At 43.5% G+C, this 21,608-nt stretch carries 22 protein-coding genes; 14 read left to right on the forward strand and 8 right to left on the reverse strand.

Annotation, left to right across the window (positions count from 1 at the left end):
* Nucleotides 1–125: 125 nt before the first annotated feature.
* On the reverse strand, nt 126–1,961 hold the full coding sequence (locus tag QE357_RS03470; RefSeq protein WP_309705850.1) for an ABC transporter ATP-binding protein: 1,836 nt from the start codon (nt 1,959–1,961) through the stop codon (nt 126–128).
* Between the two features lie 153 nt (nt 1,962–2,114).
* Here QE357_RS03470 and QE357_RS03475 point away from each other — a divergent pair, with 153 nt between their 5' ends.
* The 3 genes from QE357_RS03475 (at nt 2,115) to ggt (ending at nt 6,460) form a co-directional block, all read left to right on the forward strand.
* Nucleotides 2,115–3,014 carry an NAD(P)/FAD-dependent oxidoreductase gene (locus tag QE357_RS03475; protein ID WP_309705852.1) on the forward strand — a complete coding sequence of 300 codons (900 nt, stop codon included), beginning with the start codon at nt 2,115–2,117 and terminating at the stop codon, nt 3,012–3,014.
* A gap of 109 nt (nt 3,015–3,123) precedes the next feature.
* On the forward strand, nt 3,124–4,512 hold the full coding sequence (locus QE357_RS03480) for a chloride channel protein (protein WP_157830327.1): 1,389 nt from the start codon (nt 3,124–3,126) through the stop codon (nt 4,510–4,512).
* A gap of 181 nt (nt 4,513–4,693) precedes the next feature.
* Entirely contained in the window at nt 4,694–6,460 is a 1,767-nt protein-coding gene (gene ggt / locus QE357_RS03485; protein ID WP_106636815.1) for a gamma-glutamyltransferase, read from the forward strand.
* Nucleotides 6,461–6,523: 63 nt separating this feature from the next.
* Here ggt and QE357_RS03490 read toward each other — a convergent pair whose 3' ends face one another.
* Nucleotides 6,524–6,973: a hypothetical protein gene (locus tag QE357_RS03490; protein ID WP_309705858.1), complete on the reverse strand. Its 450-nt coding sequence runs from the start codon at nt 6,971–6,973 to the stop codon at nt 6,524–6,526.
* 242 nt (nt 6,974–7,215) lie between these two features.
* Here QE357_RS03490 and QE357_RS03495 point away from each other — a divergent pair, with 242 nt between their 5' ends.
* Nucleotides 7,216–8,055, forward strand: coding sequence for an MBL fold metallo-hydrolase (locus QE357_RS03495; protein WP_106636817.1), 840 nt, complete (start codon nt 7,216–7,218; stop codon nt 8,053–8,055).
* Nucleotides 8,056–8,070: 15 nt separating this feature from the next.
* Entirely contained in the window at nt 8,071–8,262 is a 192-nt protein-coding gene (locus tag QE357_RS03500) for a hypothetical protein (protein WP_309705861.1), read from the forward strand.
* 761 nt (nt 8,263–9,023) lie between these two features.
* Here the strand turns inward: QE357_RS03500 and QE357_RS03505 are convergent.
* The 5 genes from QE357_RS03505 to QE357_RS03525 form a co-directional block, all read right to left on the reverse strand.
* Complete coding sequence (locus QE357_RS03505) at nt 9,024–9,530, reverse strand: hypothetical protein (RefSeq protein ID WP_309705863.1); 507 nt, start codon at nt 9,528–9,530, stop codon at nt 9,024–9,026.
* 155 nt (nt 9,531–9,685) lie between these two features.
* On the reverse strand, nt 9,686–10,018 hold the full coding sequence (locus QE357_RS03510; protein ID WP_309705864.1) for a hypothetical protein: 333 nt from the start codon (nt 10,016–10,018) through the stop codon (nt 9,686–9,688).
* Nucleotides 10,019–10,315: 297 nt separating this feature from the next.
* Nucleotides 10,316–11,185 carry a DMT family transporter gene (locus tag QE357_RS03515; RefSeq protein WP_309705866.1) on the reverse strand — a complete coding sequence of 290 codons (870 nt, stop codon included), beginning with the start codon at nt 11,183–11,185 and terminating at the stop codon, nt 10,316–10,318.
* A gap of 286 nt (nt 11,186–11,471) precedes the next feature.
* The gene (locus QE357_RS03520) at nt 11,472–11,834 is read right to left on the reverse strand and encodes a hypothetical protein (protein ID WP_309705868.1); all 363 of its coding nucleotides are present in this window, start codon (nt 11,832–11,834) and stop codon (nt 11,472–11,474) included.
* A 225-nt stretch (nt 11,835–12,059) separates the two neighbouring features.
* Complete coding sequence (locus QE357_RS03525; RefSeq protein ID WP_157830332.1) at nt 12,060–12,578, reverse strand: hypothetical protein; 519 nt, start codon at nt 12,576–12,578, stop codon at nt 12,060–12,062.
* Nucleotides 12,579–13,155: 577 nt separating this feature from the next.
* Between QE357_RS03525 and QE357_RS03530 the strand changes: the two genes are divergently transcribed.
* The 8 genes from QE357_RS03530 to QE357_RS03565 all read left to right on the forward strand — a co-directional run bounded on the left by QE357_RS03530 (nt 13,156) and on the right by QE357_RS03565 (nt 19,071).
* Nucleotides 13,156–13,764 (forward strand): Arm DNA-binding domain-containing protein, encoded by a 609-nt coding sequence (locus QE357_RS03530; protein WP_309705871.1) that lies wholly within the window; start codon nt 13,156–13,158, stop codon nt 13,762–13,764.
* A 68-nt stretch (nt 13,765–13,832) separates the two neighbouring features.
* Entirely contained in the window at nt 13,833–15,014 is a 1,182-nt protein-coding gene (locus QE357_RS03535) for a phage integrase SAM-like domain-containing protein (protein WP_309705873.1), read from the forward strand.
* Nucleotides 15,015–15,028: 14 nt separating this feature from the next.
* Complete coding sequence (locus QE357_RS03540) at nt 15,029–15,301, forward strand: hypothetical protein (RefSeq protein ID WP_106636853.1); 273 nt, start codon at nt 15,029–15,031, stop codon at nt 15,299–15,301.
* 112 nt (nt 15,302–15,413) lie between these two features.
* Entirely contained in the window at nt 15,414–16,073 is a 660-nt protein-coding gene (locus QE357_RS03545; RefSeq protein WP_309705877.1) for a hypothetical protein, read from the forward strand.
* A 69-nt stretch (nt 16,074–16,142) separates the two neighbouring features.
* Nucleotides 16,143–16,418 (forward strand): hypothetical protein, encoded by a 276-nt coding sequence (locus QE357_RS03550; RefSeq protein ID WP_309705879.1) that lies wholly within the window; start codon nt 16,143–16,145, stop codon nt 16,416–16,418.
* A gap of 146 nt (nt 16,419–16,564) precedes the next feature.
* Nucleotides 16,565–17,143: a hypothetical protein gene (locus tag QE357_RS03555; protein ID WP_309705881.1), complete on the forward strand. Its 579-nt coding sequence runs from the start codon at nt 16,565–16,567 to the stop codon at nt 17,141–17,143.
* Between the two features lie 204 nt (nt 17,144–17,347).
* A complete protein-coding gene (locus tag QE357_RS03560) occupies nt 17,348–17,668 on the forward strand; it encodes a hypothetical protein (RefSeq protein WP_309705883.1) in 321 nt (106 codons plus the stop codon).
* A gap of 32 nt (nt 17,669–17,700) precedes the next feature.
* Complete coding sequence (locus QE357_RS03565) at nt 17,701–19,071, forward strand: serine hydrolase (protein ID WP_309705885.1); 1,371 nt, start codon at nt 17,701–17,703, stop codon at nt 19,069–19,071.
* Nucleotides 19,072–19,279: 208 nt separating this feature from the next.
* On the opposite strand, the gene QE357_RS03570 is transcribed toward QE357_RS03565, so the two are convergent.
* On the reverse strand, nt 19,280–20,299 hold the full coding sequence (locus tag QE357_RS03570) for a YhdH/YhfP family quinone oxidoreductase (RefSeq protein WP_309705887.1): 1,020 nt from the start codon (nt 20,297–20,299) through the stop codon (nt 19,280–19,282).
* Between the two features lie 108 nt (nt 20,300–20,407).
* On the opposite strand from QE357_RS03570, the gene QE357_RS03575 reads away from it, so the two are divergent.
* A complete protein-coding gene (locus QE357_RS03575; protein ID WP_309705889.1) occupies nt 20,408–20,737 on the forward strand; it encodes a helix-turn-helix domain-containing protein in 330 nt (109 codons plus the stop codon).
* Nucleotides 20,738–21,608: the final 871 nt, after the last annotated feature.

Consider the following 21,608-nt stretch of genomic DNA (forward strand, 5'->3'; position numbering starts at 1 on the left):
AGTGAGTGATGTCTGGTACGTAATGGTTTGCTAAACACTGGCAACCGAATGCATGGTAAGCCTGAAACAGCACGATTAACTTCCCGAAAATTTAAAACTTCCGGGAAGCGGGCATGAGAAAATCACTAACGATACCCTTCTGCCTGTAATTCAAACAATTCAGCATACCGGCCATTTTGAAGTAAGAGCTCCTCGTGCGTGCCGATTTCCAGAACCTTGCCTCCTTCCAGCACCAGGATACGATCAGCCATGCGAACGGTGCTGAAACGGTGCGAAATCAGAACCGCCGTTTTTCCTTTCGTTAACTCCGCAAATCGCTGGAATACTTCGTATTCGGCCCGGGCATCGAGGGCAGAAGTGGGTTCGTCCAGGATTAATAGATCGGCTTCCCGCAGATACGCCCGGGCCAGGGCAACTTTTTGCCATTGGCCGCCTGATAACTCAACGCCACCCGAAAACCGTCGTCCGAGCGGTTGATCGTACTGGTGAGGTAAGCCAGCAATGACCTGATCCGCGAGGCTATGTTCGGCTGCTTTTTCGAGGGCCAATCGGTTTTCCCGTTCCAGAATATCGCCCACGGCAATATTATCTCCCGCCGAAAACTGGAAGCGTAGGTAATCCTGAAAAATGACGCCAATGTGTTGTCGTAACTCTTCCAGATCGTAATCCTTCAAGCTATACCCGTCCAGTAAAATCTGACCTTCATCGGGATCATAAAGTCGGCCCAGCAGTTTGACTAAAGTCGTTTTTCCCGCACCGTTTTCCCCGACTAAAGCCATTTTCTCCCCAGCTTTCAGGGTAAAACTCAGGTTACGAACGGCCCATTTTTCGGAGTTGGGATATTTGAAACCCACGTTATCAAAAACAAAGCCCTGTTGAATGGGACTCGGAAAGGAACGCGGCTGAACGGGTGAAATGATTTGAGGCTGAATTTCGAAAAATTCGAATAAGTCTTTCAGGTATAAAGCTCCTTGTGAAATGCTGTTGAATCGTCCCAGAATACCTTCCAGTAAACTCCGAACCTGCCGGAACGAACCCGCCAGAAAGGTCAGGTCCCCGAGGGTTACCCGGCCCTGAACGGTCTGAAAAATCATGTAACCATAGGCGGAGTAATAACCTACCGTACCGATGGCGAGTAATAAGCTACCCCAACCCGCCCGTTCAACAGCAAGCTTTCGGTTTTCCTGGAAGTATTGCTCCGAAAGCGTTTGATAGCGATTAATCAGAAAATCCGACAAACCAAATAACTTGACTTCTTTAGCGGTATCGTCGCTGGCTCCGAGGTAACGGTAATAATCCAGCTCTCGTCGTTGGGGTGTCCAGCCGTAGAGGAGCGAATAACTTTTAGCGTTGAAGTGTAATTCGCCCAGAAAAGATGGAATAACTGCCACCAGTAATAGCACTAATAACCACGGAGCAAAACTAATTAACCCGACAGCCAGCGAGGTTATGGTTAGAAAATCCTGAAGTTGCGAGAAGGTTTGCGTCAATAGCTGTGTGCGGCCCGCCGTTTGCTGCCGGGCTCGTTCGAGTTTATCATAAAAAGTCGGGTTTTCGAATTGAGCCAAATCCAGCGTGGCGGCGTGTTTCATCAGCCGAACGGAAGTTTGATGAGCATACCAGTCTCCTAGCAGGCTTTCACTCAGGGAGATACCCCGGCTTAATAAATCGCTTCCAATCGCCAGTCCAAATTCAATCGCTATCAAGACCCATAAATGCGTAAGGTCTGAAGAATGAATGGTTGCTAGACGCACTACCTCGTCAATAATCAGCTTGCCTACGTACAAACTCATCGTTGGCACTGCCGAACGAAGCAAACGCAGGAAGAGGTTAAGCAACGTAAGCGAAGGACTAGTTTGCCAGATTTGTTTAAAAAAAGCCGGTAAATTCCGCAGGGCTTCGAAGCGTTCGCGGAAGGTTAGGGAAGTATCAGAAGATTCAGTATTACGTTTTCTTGCCATTGTATAAAGTCAACGCAAGTAATACCCAAAAAAATCCCGCCCGGAACTTCTTTAAATGCAACATAGTTGCAAAAATATATCAGGGTTCGTATTCGCCACTGAAATGGAATATGGAACGCCCTTTTTATCCCTGACATCATACGATCAATCTTTATGAAATTTGACGCAATTATTGTGGGCGGCAGTTACGCAGGCCTTTCGGCAGCGATGGCTTTAGGACGTTCTCTTCGGAATGTATTAGTAATTGACGGAGGCGAACCCTGTAATCGGCAGACGCCCCATTCGCATAATTTTATTACCCAGGATGGACAAACGCCGGCGGCTATTGCAGCTCTGGCAAAGGAGCAGGTGCTAAAGTATCCCACGATTACTTTTGTTACAGACAAAGCTATTAAGGCCGAAAAAGTGGACGATAGTTTTGAGATTCGGACGGAATCAGGCAAATGTTTTTCGGGGAAAAAAGTAGTACTGGCTACAGGGGTTGTGGATCAGATGCGACCCATTCCGGGCTTTGCGGAATGCTGGGGAAACACGGTTATTCATTGCCCCTATTGCCACGGCTACGAAGTGCGAAATGAAAAAATCGGTATTCTCACGAACAGCGATGCGAGTTATGAGTTTGCCCGGTTGATTAATAATTGGTCCAAAGACATTCGGATATTAACCGACGGAGATTGCGAAATTCCCGAAGAGAATCTGGAGAAGTTGCATTATAAGAAATTTCCCGTCATCGAAGGAGAAATTGAAGCTCTGATTCACGAGAATGGAAAGCTTCAGAAAGTCCTTTTCAAAGACGGGCGAGAGCTGGAATTAACTGCTATTTTCGTACGCGTACCCTTCCAGTTTGCTACCGATCTGCACGAACAACTGGGCTGCGAACTTAATGATCACGGGCACATAAAGGTTAATGATTTACAGCAGACCTCAGTGCAGGGGGTATACGCGGCGGGCGATGCCACTACGGGCTTCCGGTCGGTTGCTTCGGCGACTGCTACGGGTAATAAAGCCGGGGCATTAATTAATCATGAGTTGATTCACGAAGAAGATATTTAGGAAAGGAAGAGCAAATGCTCTTCTTTTTTATTAAATCGAGGAAATGCAAACGCAATTTGCCTGGGCCGATTAAACCTTCCTACCTTCGAACGATCATGTATATATGGCAATGAGGGGTAAATATCACTTAAACTTTTGGGAGATACGTTTACGCAGGTATCTCAAAAAAATCAGCCGTAGTTCGGGCTTTCAACAAATCAATCGCTGGTTCATCGACCATAACCTATCGACCGCACCTCTGCGGGCAGCTCCTTTATGGATTGCTTCGGCTTTGGTAGGCTTAATGGCTGTGGGCTACGAAAAGATATTTGCCTGGGTTGAACATGCCGGGATGCACTGGTACCAAAGCCATCCGTACCTGATTTTCATTACTACGCCACTCTGTTTTTGCGGAGCCTGGTTATTAACGTATTACATGGCTCCGTCGGCTTCGGGTAGCGGTATTCCCCAATTAATGGCTGCCGTAGATTTGGCCGAAACGAAAGCCCACTGGAAAGTCGATAAGTTATTAAGCATCCGCATTGCCTTGGTAAAGGTAGCTAGCAATCTGGTTTTGCTTTTGGGCGGAGGAGCGACGGGGCGAGAAGGCCCAACGCTTCAGATTGCCGGATCTATTTTTGAGTCGATTTACCGACTGATTCCTATTACCTGGAATAAAGTTTCACAGCGGGTGATGATCGTTACCGGGGGAGCTGCCGGTTTGGCCGCCGCCTTCAATACGCCTTTGGGTGGTATTGTATACGTGGTGGAAGAGCTTACCAAGGCTCACCTGGCCGTTTTCCGAACAGCGGTACTTAGCTCGGTGATTATTGCGGGTATGACTAGTCAGTTTTTACTCGGGCCTTATCTGTTTTTGGGATTTCCTAAAATTACCCGCTTACCCCTTGAGTATATCTGGCTGGTGGTTGGTATTGCCTTCATAACTGGCCTGGCGGGTTCTGCTTTTACCAAGTTATTACTGTTGATTTCAGCCCTTCGAAAACGCTTTCAGGGACTCACCCGACAGCTCCTGTTCGTTACTGGGCTGGGCCTTTTGTTTGCCGGAATTATTTATTTCTCAGGCATTCAGGCCATGGGGTCGGGTAAGGAGTTAATCAATCAGGCTCTGTTTGAGGGCACGCAGCATATTGCCTGGTATGCTTTCCCAGTTCGTTTTATTGGCAATGCCCTGTCATTTTCAGCGGGAGGAGCCGCCGGAATTTTTGCTACTTCATTATCTTCCGGGGCCATGCTAAGTTCCTTTTTGCTGGAATATGCCATTACGATTCCCACGCAACACCATAACCTATTGATCTTGGTAGGTATGATTGGTTTTCTTACCGGAGTAACCCGCACGCCGTTTACCTCCGCCATTCTCGTGCTGGAAATGACCGATCGACATTCAGCCATTTTCTACTTTTTACTGGCGGGCATCATTGCCAATGTAGCAGCCAGTCTTATTCTCCGTCATTCCTTTTACGAAATTCGAAAAGAAGAATTCCTGACTCAACCGGCTTAATTTAATCCTTAGGTATTGATTGATAGTTCTTGGAAAAAGTCTGACCCATTTCATGAAAAATCGGTCAGACTTTTTCTTTAGGAAGAGCTTAGTAAAGAACCTCCCAGTCAAAACCATAGGCCGAAGGCACTCCAACTCAAATACATTTCGTATTTTCCCTTTTCAAAACTTCGTACTCCCCATGAAATATCTGTCCCTTTTAGCTATTCCTGTTTTATTAATCACCAGCGTTTCCTGTCGGAAAAATTCGCAGAAACTCAGTAAAGGAGCCTACGAATTCATTACGGACGACCCGAACGCCAAGCCTTTTATTTCCGATAAAAAAGGTGTTTTTGAAAAACACGTGATGGTGGCTTCGGCTCACCCGGCAGCTTCAAAAGTAGGGGCGGAGGTCATGAAAAAAGGAGGTAATGCGGTTGATGCAGCCGTTGCTACGTTCTTTGCTTTAGCCGTAGTTCACCCTTCGGCGGGAAACCTGGGTGGCGGAGGTTACATGGTATTTCGGGATAAAACCGGACAAAGTTTTGCTCTGGATTTTCGTGAAAAAGCTCCGTCAGCGGCTTTCCGTGATATGTATCTGGATTCGCTGGGTAACGTCGTACCTAACATGGCCTGGCTGGGACCTTCGGCAAGTGGTGTACCGGGCTCGGTAGATGGCATGGTAATGGCCCATCAGAAATTTGGGAAAATGAGTTGGAGAGAAGTCCTTCAACCCGCCATTGATCTGGCCGAAAAAGGGGTGTCGCTCACTGAAAATGAAGCCAAAGGACTGAATCGGGTGCGTTCAGATATTAAAAAATACAATCCTGGTGAGCCTTATTTCCTGAAAATGGAACCCGATACGCTGTGGAAAACAGGCGAAAATTTTGTTCAGGTTGATTTAGGGAAAACGCTCCGCCGCATTCAGGAAAAAGGGCGGGCGGGCTTTTATGAAGGCGAGACCGCTGCTTTGTTAATCAAAGAAATGTCCGTAGCAAAAGCCCCCATTGTGCAGAAAGATCTGGATGACTATCATTCGGCCTGGCGAACGCCCATCGCGGATACCTATCGTGGGTATAAAATCATTTCCATGTCGCCGACTTCTTCGGGGGGAATTGCCCTGGTTCAGTTAATGAAGATGGTGGAACCATTCCCTCTCAAACGCTGGGGCTGGCACTCGGATTCGACGACGCAGGTTGTTATCGAAGCCGAACGTCGGGTGTATGCGGACCGGGCTAAGTGGCTGGGCGATCCTGATTTCTTCAAAGTTCCGGCTAAAGAGTTACTGGAACCTGCATATCTGAAAAAACGCTGGAGCGATTTCAACTGGGCCCAAGCCAGCGACTCGAAAGCCATTTCGGGTGGAGCTATAGCGGGTTATGAAAGTAATGAAACCACCCATTTTTCGGTGGTCGATGAGGAAGGCAATGCAGTGTCGATCACCACGACGATTAATAATGGGTACGGCAGCCGGGTTGTGGTAAACGGAGCCGGATTTTTGATGAATGATGAAATGGAAGATTTTGCCGTAAAACCCGGCGTGCCTAACATTTACGGATTAGTTGGAGCGGAGGCTAACTCGGTTCAACCCGGTAAGCGAATGCTTTCCAGCATGACGCCTACGATTGTGGAAAAAGACGGGAAGTTATTCATGGTAGTTGGAACACCCGGCGGCTCAACGATTATTACCAGCGTTTTTCAAACGATTAGTAATGTCATTGATCACGGCATGGGCATGCAGGAAGCGGTCAATGCTCTGAAATTCCACCACCAGTGGTTACCTGACCGCACAACTTACGAACGCGGTGGTTTTTCAGATAAAGTGCTCAATACCCTGAAAAGTAAAGGATATGTCATCGAACCTCAGACCGGAACACTGGGCCGTATGGATTGTATTCTGGTATTACCTAATGGCTCGCTCGAAGGAGGTTCCGATCCCCGGGCGGATGATACCAGCGTGGGTTGGTAAGTAATACAAAAGCAGAGAGCCTGATCGATTCGATCAGGCTCTCTGCTTTTCTTAGTGGATTGACTACATTTTGACTTTGCTATCCTTGTCCAGATACGTTTTGTTACCGCTGGAGTTGATGTAATACTGACCCCCTTTGGCTCCTACGTAAATGTTACGACCTTTGGCATCTTTGCCTACCATTTTGTCCGTTCCGGCTACTTTTTTCTGAACCGTAGCGTCGGCTTCGTCTTTAGTTACCTTTTGAGTTACTTTTTTAGTCTCAGCCTTCACCTCCTTCGCTCCCTGCTTTACATCCGCTTTGACTTCTTTCGCTTCTTTCTTTACGTCAGTTTTTGCTTCTTTTACTTCCTTATCGACCTTGGTTTTTACTTCCTTAGCTTTCACGTCGGCTTTTGCCTTGGTTTCCTTGGCATCGGCCTTAGCTTTTTTCACTTTATCTTCTGCAGATTGAGCCTGCGTGGTAAATGTAACTCCTAAAAATAGTAGAGCTACGGCCAGTAACTTGTTCATAAACTTGGTTGTTAAGATTGAAAATTAAAGTTTGTTTCAGGCAATATTATTCATTAACGGTACTTCATCAAAAAGACTGTACGAACCGTTGGGGGAATTTTGTTAAAAAGTCATCAAGCGTTTGATTGTCAGTAAATTAAGGTAGGTTAAATCTTCATTAATACGCTTTTATACCGCAAAAGACGGGCTGAATTAGCTTGTTTTTTATACCTTACCTTTTCAAACCAGACTTTAATCATTCCTTGAAACTTTATACTATTGACGCTGGTCATTTTAAGCTTGACGGTGGGTCCATGTTTGGTGTAGTGCCAAAAGTGCTCTGGCAAAAACTTACCGAGACGGATGCTAATAATCATGTGCCATTGGCCATGCGATGTTTATTAATCGAAACCAGCGATCGGCTGATTCTGGTGGATTGTGGGATGGGCGATAAGCAGGAAGCTCGCTGGCAAAATTTCTATTACCGTCACGGCGAAGGCGATTTAATCCAGTCCATTCAAAAAGCTGGCTTTAGTCCGAATGAAGTAACGGACGTATTGCTGAGTCACCTGCATTTTGACCACTGCGGAGGAGCGGTGCAATGGAACAGCCGGCGGGATGGGTATGAGTTAACCTTCCCAAAGGCTCATTACTGGACTCACAGTGATCACTGGGCCTGGGCCATGAAACCCAATCCCCGGGAGAAATCAACTTTTTTAAAGGAGAATATACTTCCCATGCAGGAATCCGGCCAGTTGAAATTTGTGGATCAGGAATCCTTTGGCACGGAAATAGAGCTACTGACGATGAATGGGCATACCGAGAAAATGCTATTACCCAAAATCAAAGTAGGGGAGCAGACCGTAGTATTTACGGCCGATTTATTACCCACCTCGGCCCACGTGCCCATCAATTACGTAATGAGTTACGACATCCGACCTCTGGATTCGATGATGGAAAAAGAGAAGTTTTATGAACAAGCCCTTGCTGAAAACTGGATTCTTTTCTCCGATCACGATCCGCTTCACGAAGCTCTGACCATTCAACAGACTGAAAAAGGGTATCGTTTGAAAGAAGCAGGACCCTTAACCGAATTCCTTTAAACCAAATAGTTAGCCATGAACCATTCGCAACAACCCGACGAAGACAACTTTATCCAACGAAACACAGCGGAAGGAGAAGAAGAAAAGAAAAGCAAGCCCGAAGACATTCCGCAGGAAAATGTATTGCCTTTAAATCCAGCATCTGAAGAGCCAGAGGAAGAAAAAAACGGCAATGATGATTTTGTAGAACGGAACGACGAGGATTAGAGAGAATAAAAAACGCTCCCGTGATGCACAGGAGCGTTTCAAAATCTTAACCTCTAAACCTATTTATGATTCAAAGGTAGAGCGGAGAACAATACTGAAATTTGTTATTCTATCAACTGTATGGTTTATACGTTAGACAGTAATTTTTGCCACCAGAACGGTACCTTATACGTCATAAAAAGTTCGGTATGAAAGCTTGCATAAAATGCCAGGAGTTACTATCTTTGAATCAACCCCTCCTATCTCTCTGTTTGCAAAACCTGATAGGAGTTAAGAAAGCCTGGCATGGTGTCGGGCTTTCTTTTTTTGTGGTTAGCCTATTGGTAAATAGAGACACGTAAAGGCACTTTTGACAGTTCTGCTGATAGGGCTTTGTGGGGTTGGCGGAGAGATATGGGTTGGTTGGAAAAATATAAGCCCTTTCTTCGTATCGTTTTTCCCTTCTTCGATCGCAAGTAGAGATTAAGTATACTAGGTATAGTAGAACGAAAAGCATGTAAAAACTGCATTTCGTAGTCTGAAATCAACCATTAATCGAGAACCTAGGACAAACATGCCTTCTTTGCTGTACTTTAGCATCACTAAATCATTCAGATGAGTGGCGGCTTGGAAGAGTGATTTACAGAAAAAGCCTGCTTATGGAAATAAGCAGGCTTTTTTGTATCATGATTAGCTTGGTAATTGTAATAGAAGCGGTTGAGCTATTAGGCAAGAAATCATAAGACATTTCAAAAGATTCTGTGAACCCTTAATGCAGTCAATTAAGGTAAGTCCTTCCAGTTGATGTTAGAATTAGTAAGGAGAGATTCTAACCAAGATCGATCATGACTCACGAGTGTTCCGTAGTCAGCTGCGGAAGGAATATAAAGCTCAAAGAGGTAGTCGCATTCTCTTTTTAAAAGATCATAGCGTGTTTTTCCCTGGATTCGTTGAGAATCAAGATACGCAGGTGGCAGCCGATTGAGTTGAACCAGATTGATACCCTTATCTAGAGCAGGTAAAAGCTCTAAGAATTCAGGCGTTGGCAAAACAAAGTCAAAGTTTACTTGTCGGGCTTTAACGGTTAGATTCATTGAATCTTTGGCTACTGGTAGTTCAAAAGAATGCCAATCAGCATAGGGGGAGGTTTGATGATGGTGTACCCAAACCATTGAATAGTCTTCTCGAATCAAATGTTTGATAATGGCATTGGTAGCAAAATCAAGAATGATTTGAAAATGCCCCGGATAGATTTCTCGAATAGTATTGATGTTGGCCTGCCAGTTCATACGTTAGAGCTTGGATTCAAATAAATACTAGGGCATTCACTATAGGCACACCCGTGTGAAAGGGTACTTGCTTGACCCTCCCCGGTAGTTAAAAGCGTTTGACCTACCCCCGGAGTGTTTGCTAGGAGGTTTTTGTATTAAAGTAATTTATGGTCTCAGATGATCTTCAAACGTTCAAGGATCGTATTGAGGAGTACTATCAGCCAAAAGGTTAACCCACTTAGCCAGATGATCCATGTGCAGACGTCTACGGCCTTGTACATGCGTTTCTGTTGAGAGGTGAACTTAGCCTGAGAATACTCATTTCTCAAAAACAGTTGGATCTCCTCCCAGCTTGTAAGTGTAAAATAGGTAGAAGCAAATGGCTTAACACGATCCGGGCTTAGACTCTGATCCAGGTTGTGCTTAAAATACATTTTAGCGAAGTATCCTACGATGAAGGTGAGCATGCTTAAGGCCCAGATACTTTGAAGGATGTTGATGAGCATGAGATGTGCTAGCCTAAGTGTGTAAATATAGGTGATTCCCTCAACCTTCACAGTATACTAGATAGCTAACCCTAATTTGATAAACCGAAATCGCTTGATAATCAGCGATATGATTTTTCCTCCGTGCAAGTTATTGGTCGTTAGTCATCACAAAGGGCCTCTACGGCGAACTATATAAGCTATCTGTCCGCTCGCTTTGCTTACTGCCAGTAGACTCGTTACAGGTGATTCGGATGATCTATAAGGTGGGATTATTCCACCTTTTACGGAAGGTAAATTTGGTTTTACCTTTTGTGGTTAGTTAGCAGTATGGGTTTGAATCTTTAGTTCTAAGACGATCATTCCAGCAATAATCAAAAGCCCTCCCAGAAGGATGTATTCATTGTATTTTTCGTGGAGAACCACTATTCCTACCGTGGTGGCAAATAAGGGTTCGCAGAGATATGTTAAAGCTACCTTCTCTTCTTCAATGTAGCGTTGAGCGGCATTTTGTACAGCATACATGTAAGCCGTAGCTGGTAACCCTGCAAAAGCAATCCCCCACCAAAAATCCGTTTCTTTGGGTACCCAAACGGCCGTGGGATCTATTAAGGCTAAAAGGGCACTACCTACAGTACAAACCCCAAGCATTACGATGACGGAGGGCATAGGGTTACTTTCGGTGGAATACCTACCTACCTGAAGTACATATACAGCAAAGCCCACCGCTCCAGCGGCCGCCATACTATCGCCGAAAGATAGATGCATTCCCTGCTGACTGGTGATCAGATACAATCCTCCCAAGGCCAGTCCGCACGCTAGCCAGAACTGTTTTTGAACTGTTTTTCGATACAAAAGTAACTTTAGTAAGGGAACCAAAAGCACCTCTAATCCCGTAATAAAAGACGCATTGGTAACGGAGGTATAGCGTAGACTTAGCGTCTGCAACACGGATGCGATCAACAAAGGAAGACCTATTTGCAACCCAATCCCCAGAGTTTTTCGGGTAATTAAGCTCAGTTGCCTGAAAAAGAGAAGACTAATAGCCAGGCAGGCCAGTAGAAATTTGTAGGTTAAAAATACAAAGGGTGAATACTGATCGACTCCAACTTTGACGACGGTAAAGGAGATACCCCAAAAGGCCGTACCGAGTAGTAAGAGTCCTACATAAAGATGTTTTTTAGACATAGTGCTAATCAAAAGTTTGTGAAACAGGCAAACCAGTGATTAGAGTATGTGCGGATGAACTACACAAAAGAATGAGCAAGCTCTCCAATTCCTTCTCTAATGTTGAGAGATCACTCTATGTTCAGATTCTTATCTGATGGCAAAATTACTAAAACATCGATGAACAGTCATGGTTTACTTATATTTATAAATGACTTCTTGAGCTTCATGCTAGATAAACCTGTATTAACATACAAGCACTAATGTAGCTAAGCAATGAACGTATGAAAGCTAAATTTGTAAAGAGTTATTGTTCTTTTATAGAGGTTAATTCAATGGGTTGATGTGCGGGCAGTGCCCTTTCTATTCCTGGGAAAGTTAAGGTATAGCCACTAATGACAACCAAAAGACTATCCTTTTTAAACGCCTCAGGAAGGTTGCAAGCCTCTGAAATAGTTGAACCGTTGGAGGAGTCATTCCTTACGATCACATAATAGGTGGCGTAGCCCGTATTGCGTTCGCTTATGATTGCTTGGTTATTCTCGAATGGTTTAACTCGATGGTAGTTCTGGTCTTGCTTACTGCACCCCGGAGCTAAGACTGGTTCCTGATTTTTCGAACAGCTCAACAGCAATAAGATTGCAATTAGAAATAGTAGGGCAGCTTTCATAAATACTTTTTCTCATAGACCCTAATCCATACAAATTAGTTGGGCCTTTCTTATAATAACGTTTTACAAACGACCCTCGGCTAAATGTGAGGTGTATGCACTCGCAAGCAAGCACCTACCCGCAAACCCGGCATTTCTCCGCTTCTGAGTTGAAGACCTCTTTGTCGAGGTCCAATATATATCCAATATATATTAGATAGCTAAGTCAGATAGTTGCAGAGCTTTTCAGCGTGAGTTTGGCAATGGAGCTGGCGGGGGAGGCGGTATGGGTACGTAGCTTCCAAAATGAAATTTTTTGGAAGTGGGTTTCAACATCAGCGTGTCAAAGAGTGGTGTTAAGCTATGAGCTAAAGCCACAATGCTTGGAGAAGCAACGTTAGAATAACCGCGGGCCTTGCGTATGGTTCGGTTTGCTCGGTGTATCCAAAGATGGTAGGTAAAAGCGTCGGCAACTATTCCTGTTGAGGCACTATCCGCTTCATAATAACAAAGGGAGTCAATAGCGGTGGTTAATTTATGAATGACACTTAAGTCAACTTGCCCCTGGAAGTAATTAGTATCAATATTTCGATGCCTCCAAAATAGCACTGTCCCATCCTTGGCAATTTTAAAGGAATAGTTATGAGGAATGTATTCGCCTTTAAAACTTCCCTCGAGTGTATCAAAATCAGGATGGTGCGTGTTTTCTTTAGGCCCAGAAGTACAGGCAGACATTAGTCCGGCAAGAAGTAAGAATCGTTTCATAACGGTGAGGTTGTAAGCAGCCAATATAACAAAGAAAGCCTACCCATGACGATGAGTAGGCTTTCTTTGTTAGTGCAAGTAAAGTCGGCATTATGGCAATGCTTTCTTAGAGATGTAGATCACGCGACTGAAGGATTCTCAAGTTATAGAGTAAAATGTTCGCAATTGCGAACATAACTAATTGATATATAGATATTTAAGTAAAAAATATTTGCTCCTTTTTATTGACATTTTGTTCTTCTCTTGTATTTTAGCAGTGTCTAAGTTTCAATAGCGGGTAGCAATGCCCAACATATAGTTGTAGGGCTTACATTTGTGCCTGATAGTCATTTCTGTGTCTATACGCAGCGGTGTTCTACCTGCCGTGCATCTCCTATTATGGTTGATGCAAGCCCGTTATTGGACTTAGACAGCGGCAAGGGGAACACCGCTGTTTTTATTGTACCCTACCTTCTAAAACACAGGAGTTATGATTAACTAATCCTCCTTCCCAAAGCAATAATTTAACCTCCTTACACGGTCAGACAAATATCTGATTGCAAGAATTCTATTGTCTAAACAAAAACCACATACAATCATGACTAGCCACATCCAGTTCTTGTTTTACCTCTCTTCTCAGCAAACAGATGCTATGGTCCATTTGCAGGCTACTTTAAACGGTAACCCAGTCGAATTAGGGCCTACGGGTATTCGTGTTCATCCGCAAGACTGGGATGCCCTGTCGCAACGTCTAAAAGGTCAGAATGCTCTTAGTGAAAAGCTAAACGCTCAATTGGCTGCTCTTGAGGCTCAACTCCACTCATTCACTAGTGATGCTAACTCTCTGCAACAACTCTTAACACCTGATCAGCTCAAGAAGATTTATTCACTCGTTCAAGATCAACCCATAAGCGTCGCTTCTTCTATGAAGAGCTACCTGGAATGGTCAGAAAGTATGCAGGCTACTGGTCAGATTGAAGCCCAAACCCATCTGGCTCGTCAGGAAAAACTAGCACTTTTTATGAGCTTTCTTTCCAAAGAAGGGAAAGCTGATTTGATGACTGCTGGCATTACTAGCATGCTGCTCGAGAGGTTCAAAACGAGCGTGCTACTCAACGGAAAATCCTTAGTGTATGCTCAAAAGTGTCAGCAAATGATAATAACGCTCGTACACTGGTCCTTCCGTAGCAAATTGGTAAACGCATAGTACTTGTAACCGGATCAAAGGAGCAGGTCAAAACCGTACTTGCTCCTCCATTTTAAACACATACCATCATGATCAACAAATTTCATTTCACTTACCATCTGCGTACTGAAGGCATTTCTGAACAAGGTCTGCCCATCATTTATGCCAAAGCGACTTTAAATGGCAATCGTATTAATATTGGCTCAACGGGCATTCGGGTATCATTAGATAACTGGGATACCCAAAGACGCCGTATCCGACTATCGGCTGCCATGTCGATGATGGATAATGCCAAGCTTGATTCTTTGGAAAGTCAGGTACGGTCCGTCATTCTGTATGCCGAATCCCGTCAGGAACGGGTCACCCCGGAGCAGTTAAAGAAGGCTCTGCGTCCAGCTTCTGCTCGTCAAACGGATGTATTTACGCTACTGGATAAATACCTAGAATGGTCAGAACAGATGAGTCAGAAAGGGGATCACGCAATTAGTACCCATAAGACCCGCAAGGAGAAGCTAGCTTTAGTAAAATACTTCCTAGAGGAAGAAAAGAAGACTAAGCTTCTGGTCGAGGAGATAAACAGGGTCATTATGGAGCGTTTTATTAATTACATGCTACTCAAACGTAACGCTAAAAAAGTCTACGCCCAGAAGTGCCAGCAGTTCATAAAGACCTTCGTGATTTGGTGTTGGGAAAATGGACATATTGACATTAACCCGCTGGACAACTACAAAGTCAAGGTAGACAAAACACCTAATTTGGAACACCTCTCTGAAGCAGAGCTTACGCTACTGACGACAACGGTGTTTCCTAAACGCCTCCAAGAGACCGTTGATTGTTACCTGTTTGCATGTAATACCGGGTTAGCCTACGTAGATATGAAGCTTTTGAATGAATCTAACGTAGTTGAGGTAGGGGGTAGATTGTACTTACAAGGGGCACGTGAGAAAACAGATACGAAGTATTTCGTTCCACTGTCAAAAGTAGCTCAAGCTATCATTGTCAAATATGGCGGAGTCTCTAAACTCCCATTACGATCCAATAAAGAAGTTAACTGCATGCTCAAAGTCGCTATGGCCCAAATTGGTGTCAATAGAAGAATCTGGTTTCATACAGGTCGAAAGACCTTTGCTATGCGGATGCAGAATGAGTTCCTACGTTCGGATGAGACCACAGCCGCCATGTTGGGCCATAAATCAACAAAAGAGCTAAAAACCTATCGCAACATTACCAAAGAGCGGGTGATTAAAGAAATGAGCAATTTCGACTTTTAAAATTCCAAACCACCATGGCAAAGCAAAACGCCTCTATTTCAGCCGAACACTCTATGGCTGCCCAGATCATTTTTGAAAGTGCTAAAAACATGCGGGAAGATTATGATTTTCCATCTTTGCGAAAACACCTCAACCGGGCTCATACCTGGTATGCCGCTTCTACCCTCTACGCAAATCTGGAAGATGACGAAAGACAGCATGCTGCCGAGTATCACCTAGCCGTCATGGACCTGATTGACACCATAGCTCGGCAGATTGAAGACCCGCATAATCCAAATAACGTATAGTGCATTCCGTTTAAATTTAAATCTTTGCATTCTCAGGCTTTTATCTTCATCACTACCCGCTAGTGATCTGGGCGAGCTATGTCCTAAACGCTTCTAATTCCTCACTATTCACATGAAAAATCAAGTAAAAGTTAACGGTTCATCCATGCCTGTATCGCCCGTCTCAGGCTCTTTCTCTACTTCTGAGCTTCGCATCACTCAGGCCGTAGAGTTATCCGGTCACATCAGTCTTCCAGCCGAGTTCTATGAGAAGTACAAAGACTCAGAGATCTTTCAAAAGGGAGTACCCCGGGTAGAGTTCCACCACCAGCAGCGAATGATTCACCTGACGGCTGGTGAAGGCGAAGAGGCAGTTTGGGTGGTAGGTCATTTAACGCCTCATCCAATTTATTCTGATTTAAGCGTCTTCAAGCGTGAATGGATGCTGTCAAAGGAAGCCGATACCTACTTTGAAAGCCATACCCATTATTTTGGTTCTGAGCATGAAGGATACAAAGAGGTGAGTGAAATCCTGGATGAGAAGAAACGAGCCGATATTGCCTGCTTTCATGATTTCAAGCTCCATCTGCCTATCTTCTGCGAAGTACCTTATAATATCGAAGGGGGAAATCATGTATGGTTAGAGATGGAAACCCAACCAGATCTGCAAGGCACATCTTATGTATACTTTATGTCCTCTCTGTATGATGAAATGGCTCAGAAAGTGCAGGATCGAGTGTTTGCGGAGCAGAAAAAAAGATTTAAGGACCTGATCTGCATTGATGTATACTAACTCTTTTCTCAGCCTCTTAGGGCTTTCTAAGAGGCTGAGCTTACTCTACTCTTATATCCAAGTACTTCTATGGAAAACGCATCTCAAAAACAGCAGAAGGTATATCAAATCGCTGAAGGCTTTATTACCAGCACTGTAGTTCGTGAATTACAGGGACACCTGAGTCAAATGTTTGCTCACTATGCTGTCTCAATACCTTTTCACCAACTAGGAGAGGAGGAACGCTACGATGCAGCCAGCTCATTCATAGCCCTAGTTGAGCTATTGAACAAATTAGCCGAGGAAATTCATGATGTCGATGCTCAGGACTACATAGCCTTGGGCAAACGGCAGGCAGCTGCATAACCATTATATTCTCTTGTGGAAAATTACCTAAACCCGTCTAATATTGCTAGGCGGGTTTTTATTTAATAGTCAGTAATACTATAATGGGTGACCTAAGATATATATTGGCGTTTAGTTGTTTATCACAATCTCATAACTCAATCCATATGTTATTAGAATCTCTGAATGATGATCTCATTGATAAACTAATAGTCACAATTACAGATAAATTCATTATCGGTATAATTGTGTTAGTGTGCGGGTTTTGGCTTAGCCGTAAGCTTGAGATATTTAAACGAGAGCAAAACAAGATTCTGGACATGGATAGGGTTCTTAACAACAAAAGAATAGACTATCTGGAAAAACAGCTTTCCAACTTCTATTGGCCCGTTTACTTAAGACTTGAAAAAGACGATGCTATTTGGATGTTAAGTGATAAGGTAGGAAAGCATGTGGAAGGGGCTTTTATTTTGCCTAACCATAAAAAAGTCGTTGAAATAATAGAAGCCAATATCCATTTAGCTCAAGCCAACGATGAGTTATTCGAGCAAATAAAACTTTATATGAGGCATGTAGCTGCATACCAAACACTAAGAGAAATTGGAATTCAAACAGATCCTTTGCATTATGAGGAGCCCTGGCCTTCAAAGTTTTTTGAATTAATTGAGAAGGAGACGAAGAGGTTACAAAAGCAATATGAAGAGTTAATAAGAGTGACACAGAGGCCCTTAGGGAAGGCTATTTAAGAAGCAACGATTAGCGTATACACAAGATTACCAATTTCTATACCATACCCAATTGTCCTGCCTGTAAAGCTTTTTGTAAAAACGTCCTCCTCGGGGTGTTTATTTTTTCTGATCAGTGCAGGTCTCTTTCTGAAATAGTTTTTTTATTGCCACTTTAGAACCTGCATTAAACTACTGCTATGGCGATTAACGTAACAATTGATTATGCAACAGAAAAAGAGGCCAGAAGAACGAACTTGGTTAGAACCTTGGGGGGAGATCCCAGCAAGCCAAAGGGATTCTTTTTTACTTCAATTAAATAAGGAGATTACTCAGCGACACCCACTGTTTGGAAGACACCTTGAACTTATTGGGAGAAGCTTTGCTAACGATGATCTATTAGTTGTGGTAGATACTAGCGAGTGGGTAGTAGTGCATTTGACTTGGTTAGGATCTGGAGATAGCCGTTTCCCCTTATTCGAGTCTTTTGATACTTGGTCTGGATTTGTTAATAATAAAATGGCAGTCGATAACGAAGGTTTTTAACATAAAATCATTTCTACAACTAAAACAGAAAGATGCTCTTCAATCGTTGGATTTATACCTTGCTTTTTCTGCTTCCTTTCATTGACGCTTACGCTCAGCGAAAATTTGATGAAAATCTAAGTCTTGAGATTGATTCGCTTTTCTCCCAACGTCTGCCTGCCATTGCCCCCGGCGGCGTGTTGCTCATCGCCAGGCAGGGACATGCCCTGTATCATAAAGCGTTCGGTAACGCGGACGTATCCAATAAGACCCTCATGCAGCCCGATATGATCTTTCGCATCGGTTCCATGACCAAGCAGTTTACCGCTGTGGCCATCCTTCAACTCGTAGAAGCGGGCAAACTCTCTCTTCAGGATTCCATTCAGAAATACATTAAAGACTTCCCTAGCAAAGGTCACACGCTTACCATTGAACACCTGCTTACGAATACATCTGGCATTAAAAACTACTTTGAAATCAACAACCCTACCCAGCAACGACCTACCTATACGCCCGCACAGGGGGTCGATTATTTTAAAGATGAGCCCCTGAGCTTTGTACCAGGAAGTCAGTTTGAATACAGCAATTCCAATTACTATTTATTAGGCTACCTCATTGAAGTCATTACAGGGCAAACCTACGAGCAGTACCTTCGTGAACATGTTCTGGCTAAAGCGAACCTTACCCATACCTCTTACATTCTTCCTGATAGTCCAGTAAGCCCGATGCCTACGGCTTACACCAAAGTAGACAGAAAACTGAAAAAAGCCCGCCTTCAGGAAGTCTCTACGTTGTATGCCGCCGGAGGTTTGCTTTCTTCAGCAACCGATCTACTTACCTGGCATCAGGCTTTGCTGGAAGGAAAACTAATCAGTAGGCCACTACTTAAAAAAGCCTGGGCTTCCTTCAAGCTTAACAACGGAACAGATTCTCCGTATGGTTATGGTTGGTACATGAAAGAACTTGACGGGCAGCCTACCATTGAGCACTCCGGCTCTACGGATGGGTTTCAAACCAATGCCGTGTATTTACCCCAGGCAGATCTTTACGTAACGACTCTATTTAATAGCTATGAGACGGACATGGACTGGATCGTGCTTACCAACGACATTATTGGTCAAGTGTTCGGGCGAAAACCATATACGTTGACGATTCCCCAATTGCAAGCGTACATAGGAACGTATACGTACAAAAAATCATATCAGATGGTCATTACTCTGGAAGAAAGTAAGTTATACATCCGAGCTACCAATCCTAAGTCTCGTTTACCAAAGGTTCAATTACATCCGAGAAGCGACGGTCTTTTCTTTATCAAGGAAGCAGAACTAAGTTTTAGCTTTGAAAGAGATACCAAAGAAAACGTTACTTCTATGGCTAGTTACTATCGCAATACAAAAGATGTAGACTGGAAAAAGGAAAAGTAAACCGTGGCGTTTTCGACCGCTTGATAATACAACCAGCAGAGCCCCTCTTCGGTAAACATTTTAACTTAGTTATATTATTCCGAGTAATATTTTTGAACCTTAATTTTCAAAGCTGCCCAATCATACAAAATCGAAAAGTGAAGAATTTTGTATGATTCGGCAGAACTACCTTACGTATTGCATGCGGTGTAGATGGTCCCTCTAGTAGTTAACTCTGGTCGACGCTAGAGCCTGCTTCGTGTTTTAATATAAATCGGCCTTTAGCTTGACCAGACAATAGCTGATGTAGATTGTTAGAGAGCTCATCTGATGTTATTTCGCTAACAAGATGATCCATGTTGACAGGATACCATTCGGTTAACAGTTTATCCCATAGATCGCGTCTAAGGTTCATTGGAATAGAGACAGAGTCAACACCAAATAGGTTAATTCCTCTTAAAATAAACGGAAAAATACTTGTATGTAACTCAGACGAATTAACCATGCCGCAACAAGTGACTGATCCGCCATACTGAGTTGCTTTCAGTAGACCCGACAAAACGGTCCCTCCGACAGTATCAATTGCCGCACTAAATTCAGTTTTACTTATTGCTTTACCCTCATGGATACGGATGAACTCATTACGTTCAACAACCTGAGTAGCCCCTAACTCTTTGGTTAAAAAATCAGTATCTGTTTTACCCGAAATAGCCGTGGTTTGATAGCCTAGTTTAGCTAGTATTGCCAGTGCAATACTACCCACTCCGCCAGTGGCCCCACTAACTGCTACAGGCCCTGATTCAGGCACAATTCCAGCCTGAATTAGTTTGTTGATAGAAATAGCAGCCGTCAAACCGGCTGTTCCCATGCACATGGCCATGCGGAGTGTAGCACCAGACGGTAAACGAAGTACCCAAGCGGATGGAACACGAATATACTGGCCAAATCCGCCCCAGGTATTCATCCCCAAATCAAAGCCTGTAACGATGACATTGCTACCTACCGGCCACTCATTACTCCTTGATTGAACAACTATTCCGGCTGCGTCTATGCCAGGAACATGGGGATAATGCCGAGTAACTCCTTTATTACCTGACGCCGAAAGTGCATCTTTGTAGTTGAGAGACGAATAGATAACTCTGATTAATACTTCATTCGCTGATAGAGAGGGCATCGATACTTGTTCCCAACTTCCTACAAACTCGTCTTCTCGCTCATGCACAAGAAAGGCATTGAACATCTTATCCATTTGTTTTTTTGACCAAAGGTTACTATTTCTGTATGTGGAGTCAAGTACTTACAAATCGTGCTGATAGGGAACATTTGTTTAGTAATGCTGTAAATCAAATTTTTAAAAATGACAGAAATTGAAGAAAAAGAATACATCTGTCCATCTGATGTTTTTCTTAAGATCTTAAAAGGGAAGTGTAAGACGACTCTGATTGTTTTGATCAAGAAAGGCCGTAATCGCTTTGGTGAGATGAAAAGAACTTTGCCCACTATTAGCGAACGAATGCTTTCTAAGCAATTGGACGAACTGGAAAAGGACGGAATCATCAGTCGTGAATGCTTCGCAGAAGTTCCCCCACGAGTAGAATATCAATTAACTGAGTATGGAGAAACACTCTATCCAATCGTACATCAAATGCGACGATGGGGTTATATTCACTTGGAGCGTAGTGCATAGATACAGCTGGAGAGTAACTTACTTTGATAGGTAAATTTCGTGTTTACCCTTCAGCATATACTATACTACTGACTGAATCTATACATTCAAATACAATTTTCTTATCGAATTATATACAATGTTTTTGTAAAATTATATAATGCTTCATTCTAGCGAATAAATCAGGCAGTTTCTTATTCAGTACATCCACTTTTAATACCTGTCTTATACTCCCAAGAGACAGGTTTTTCTTTTCTGGAGAATCAATCTACTGATGTTACAAAATGTAAGATCAATCAAAGGGCTATCTAAGATAGTTTTCCGTCAAATCTGCTATTTTCGAAAAACTCCGTAGAGGCGTTTAAATTCTTTCAATCATCTACTCGTACTAGCAGTGGGGCTCAAATCAATTATAAGCCAAAAGAAGATACAAATTCGGGGGTTCTTGAGAGAGCGAGGAGAATGCTAGGCTTACCTATTCAAAACTTTGGCAAAACTCAGGCCTTTTCAGGCGTGCTTTCTTCGACTGGCAATACTATAGGATTTCAAAAAGCTAGAAGGGGGGCCGCGGAACTGGGGGATGGCTTTTCTTTACTTTTCGTCTCTGAGAGCAATAGGCATTAATTAAAAAAAACAGTTCGACGCAAAGGCGTGAAAACGCCCTTTTAATGTTTTATTAGTTATATAGTTTTTATTTGGTTGGGTATCCTCCGGGTTATCCTACCGGTGTACCTGCGGTGTATCCTTCGGGTTTTATCGGCAGGTAGACCGGTAGGTTAAATCAAGTCTTCACGGTAGCTCCGTAATCATTACAGAAAAAAGTCAGCAGGCATTTTCTGCTCATACTTGCTTTGGCAGGCGGTGATAAAAGTAGTGATCAGTAAAAGAACGG

The organism is Siphonobacter sp. SORGH_AS_0500, from assembly GCF_031453245.1.
Taxonomy (GTDB): domain Bacteria; phylum Bacteroidota; class Bacteroidia; order Cytophagales; family Spirosomataceae; genus Siphonobacter.

Excerpts from the sequence above, each read along its gene's own strand:
- QE357_RS03490 (WP_309705858.1), bottom strand. The coding sequence starts at position 6,973 with ATGAACAAGTTACTGGCCGTAGCTCTACTATTTTTAGGAGTTACATTT.
- ggt (WP_106636815.1), top strand. The coding sequence starts at position 4,694 with ATGAAATATCTGTCCCTTTTAGCTATTCCTGTTTTATTAATCACCAGC.
- QE357_RS03540 (WP_106636853.1), top strand. The coding sequence starts at position 15,029 with ATGGCAAAGCAAAACGCCTCTATTTCAGCCGAACACTCTATGGCTGCC.
- QE357_RS03575 (WP_309705889.1), top strand. The coding sequence starts at position 20,408 with ATGACAGAAATTGAAGAAAAAGAATACATCTGTCCATCTGATGTTTTT.
- QE357_RS03475 (WP_309705852.1), top strand. The coding sequence starts at position 2,115 with ATGAAATTTGACGCAATTATTGTGGGCGGCAGTTACGCAGGCCTTTCG.
- QE357_RS03565 (WP_309705885.1), top strand. The coding sequence starts at position 17,701 with ATGCTCTTCAATCGTTGGATTTATACCTTGCTTTTTCTGCTTCCTTTC.
- QE357_RS03470 (WP_309705850.1), bottom strand. The coding sequence starts at position 1,961 with ATGGCAAGAAAACGTAATACTGAATCTTCTGATACTTCCCTAACCTTC.
- QE357_RS03570 (WP_309705887.1), bottom strand. The coding sequence starts at position 20,299 with ATGGATAAGATGTTCAATGCCTTTCTTGTGCATGAGCGAGAAGACGAG.
- QE357_RS03545 (WP_309705877.1), top strand. The coding sequence starts at position 15,414 with ATGAAAAATCAAGTAAAAGTTAACGGTTCATCCATGCCTGTATCGCCC.
- QE357_RS03530 (WP_309705871.1), top strand. The coding sequence starts at position 13,156 with ATGACTAGCCACATCCAGTTCTTGTTTTACCTCTCTTCTCAGCAAACA.
- QE357_RS03515 (WP_309705866.1), bottom strand. The coding sequence starts at position 11,185 with ATGTCTAAAAAACATCTTTATGTAGGACTCTTACTACTCGGTACGGCC.
- QE357_RS03550 (WP_309705879.1), top strand. The coding sequence starts at position 16,143 with ATGGAAAACGCATCTCAAAAACAGCAGAAGGTATATCAAATCGCTGAA.
- QE357_RS03560 (WP_309705883.1), top strand. The coding sequence starts at position 17,348 with ATGCAACAGAAAAAGAGGCCAGAAGAACGAACTTGGTTAGAACCTTGG.
- QE357_RS03480 (WP_157830327.1), top strand. The coding sequence starts at position 3,124 with ATGAGGGGTAAATATCACTTAAACTTTTGGGAGATACGTTTACGCAGG.
- QE357_RS03510 (WP_309705864.1), bottom strand. The coding sequence starts at position 10,018 with ATGCTCATCAACATCCTTCAAAGTATCTGGGCCTTAAGCATGCTCACC.
- QE357_RS03520 (WP_309705868.1), bottom strand. The coding sequence starts at position 11,834 with ATGAAAGCTGCCCTACTATTTCTAATTGCAATCTTATTGCTGTTGAGC.
- QE357_RS03535 (WP_309705873.1), top strand. The coding sequence starts at position 13,833 with ATGATCAACAAATTTCATTTCACTTACCATCTGCGTACTGAAGGCATT.
- QE357_RS03505 (WP_309705863.1), bottom strand. The coding sequence starts at position 9,530 with ATGAACTGGCAGGCCAACATCAATACTATTCGAGAAATCTATCCGGGG.
- QE357_RS03525 (WP_157830332.1), bottom strand. The coding sequence starts at position 12,578 with ATGAAACGATTCTTACTTCTTGCCGGACTAATGTCTGCCTGTACTTCT.
- QE357_RS03500 (WP_309705861.1), top strand. The coding sequence starts at position 8,071 with ATGAACCATTCGCAACAACCCGACGAAGACAACTTTATCCAACGAAAC.
- QE357_RS03555 (WP_309705881.1), top strand. The coding sequence starts at position 16,565 with ATGTTATTAGAATCTCTGAATGATGATCTCATTGATAAACTAATAGTC.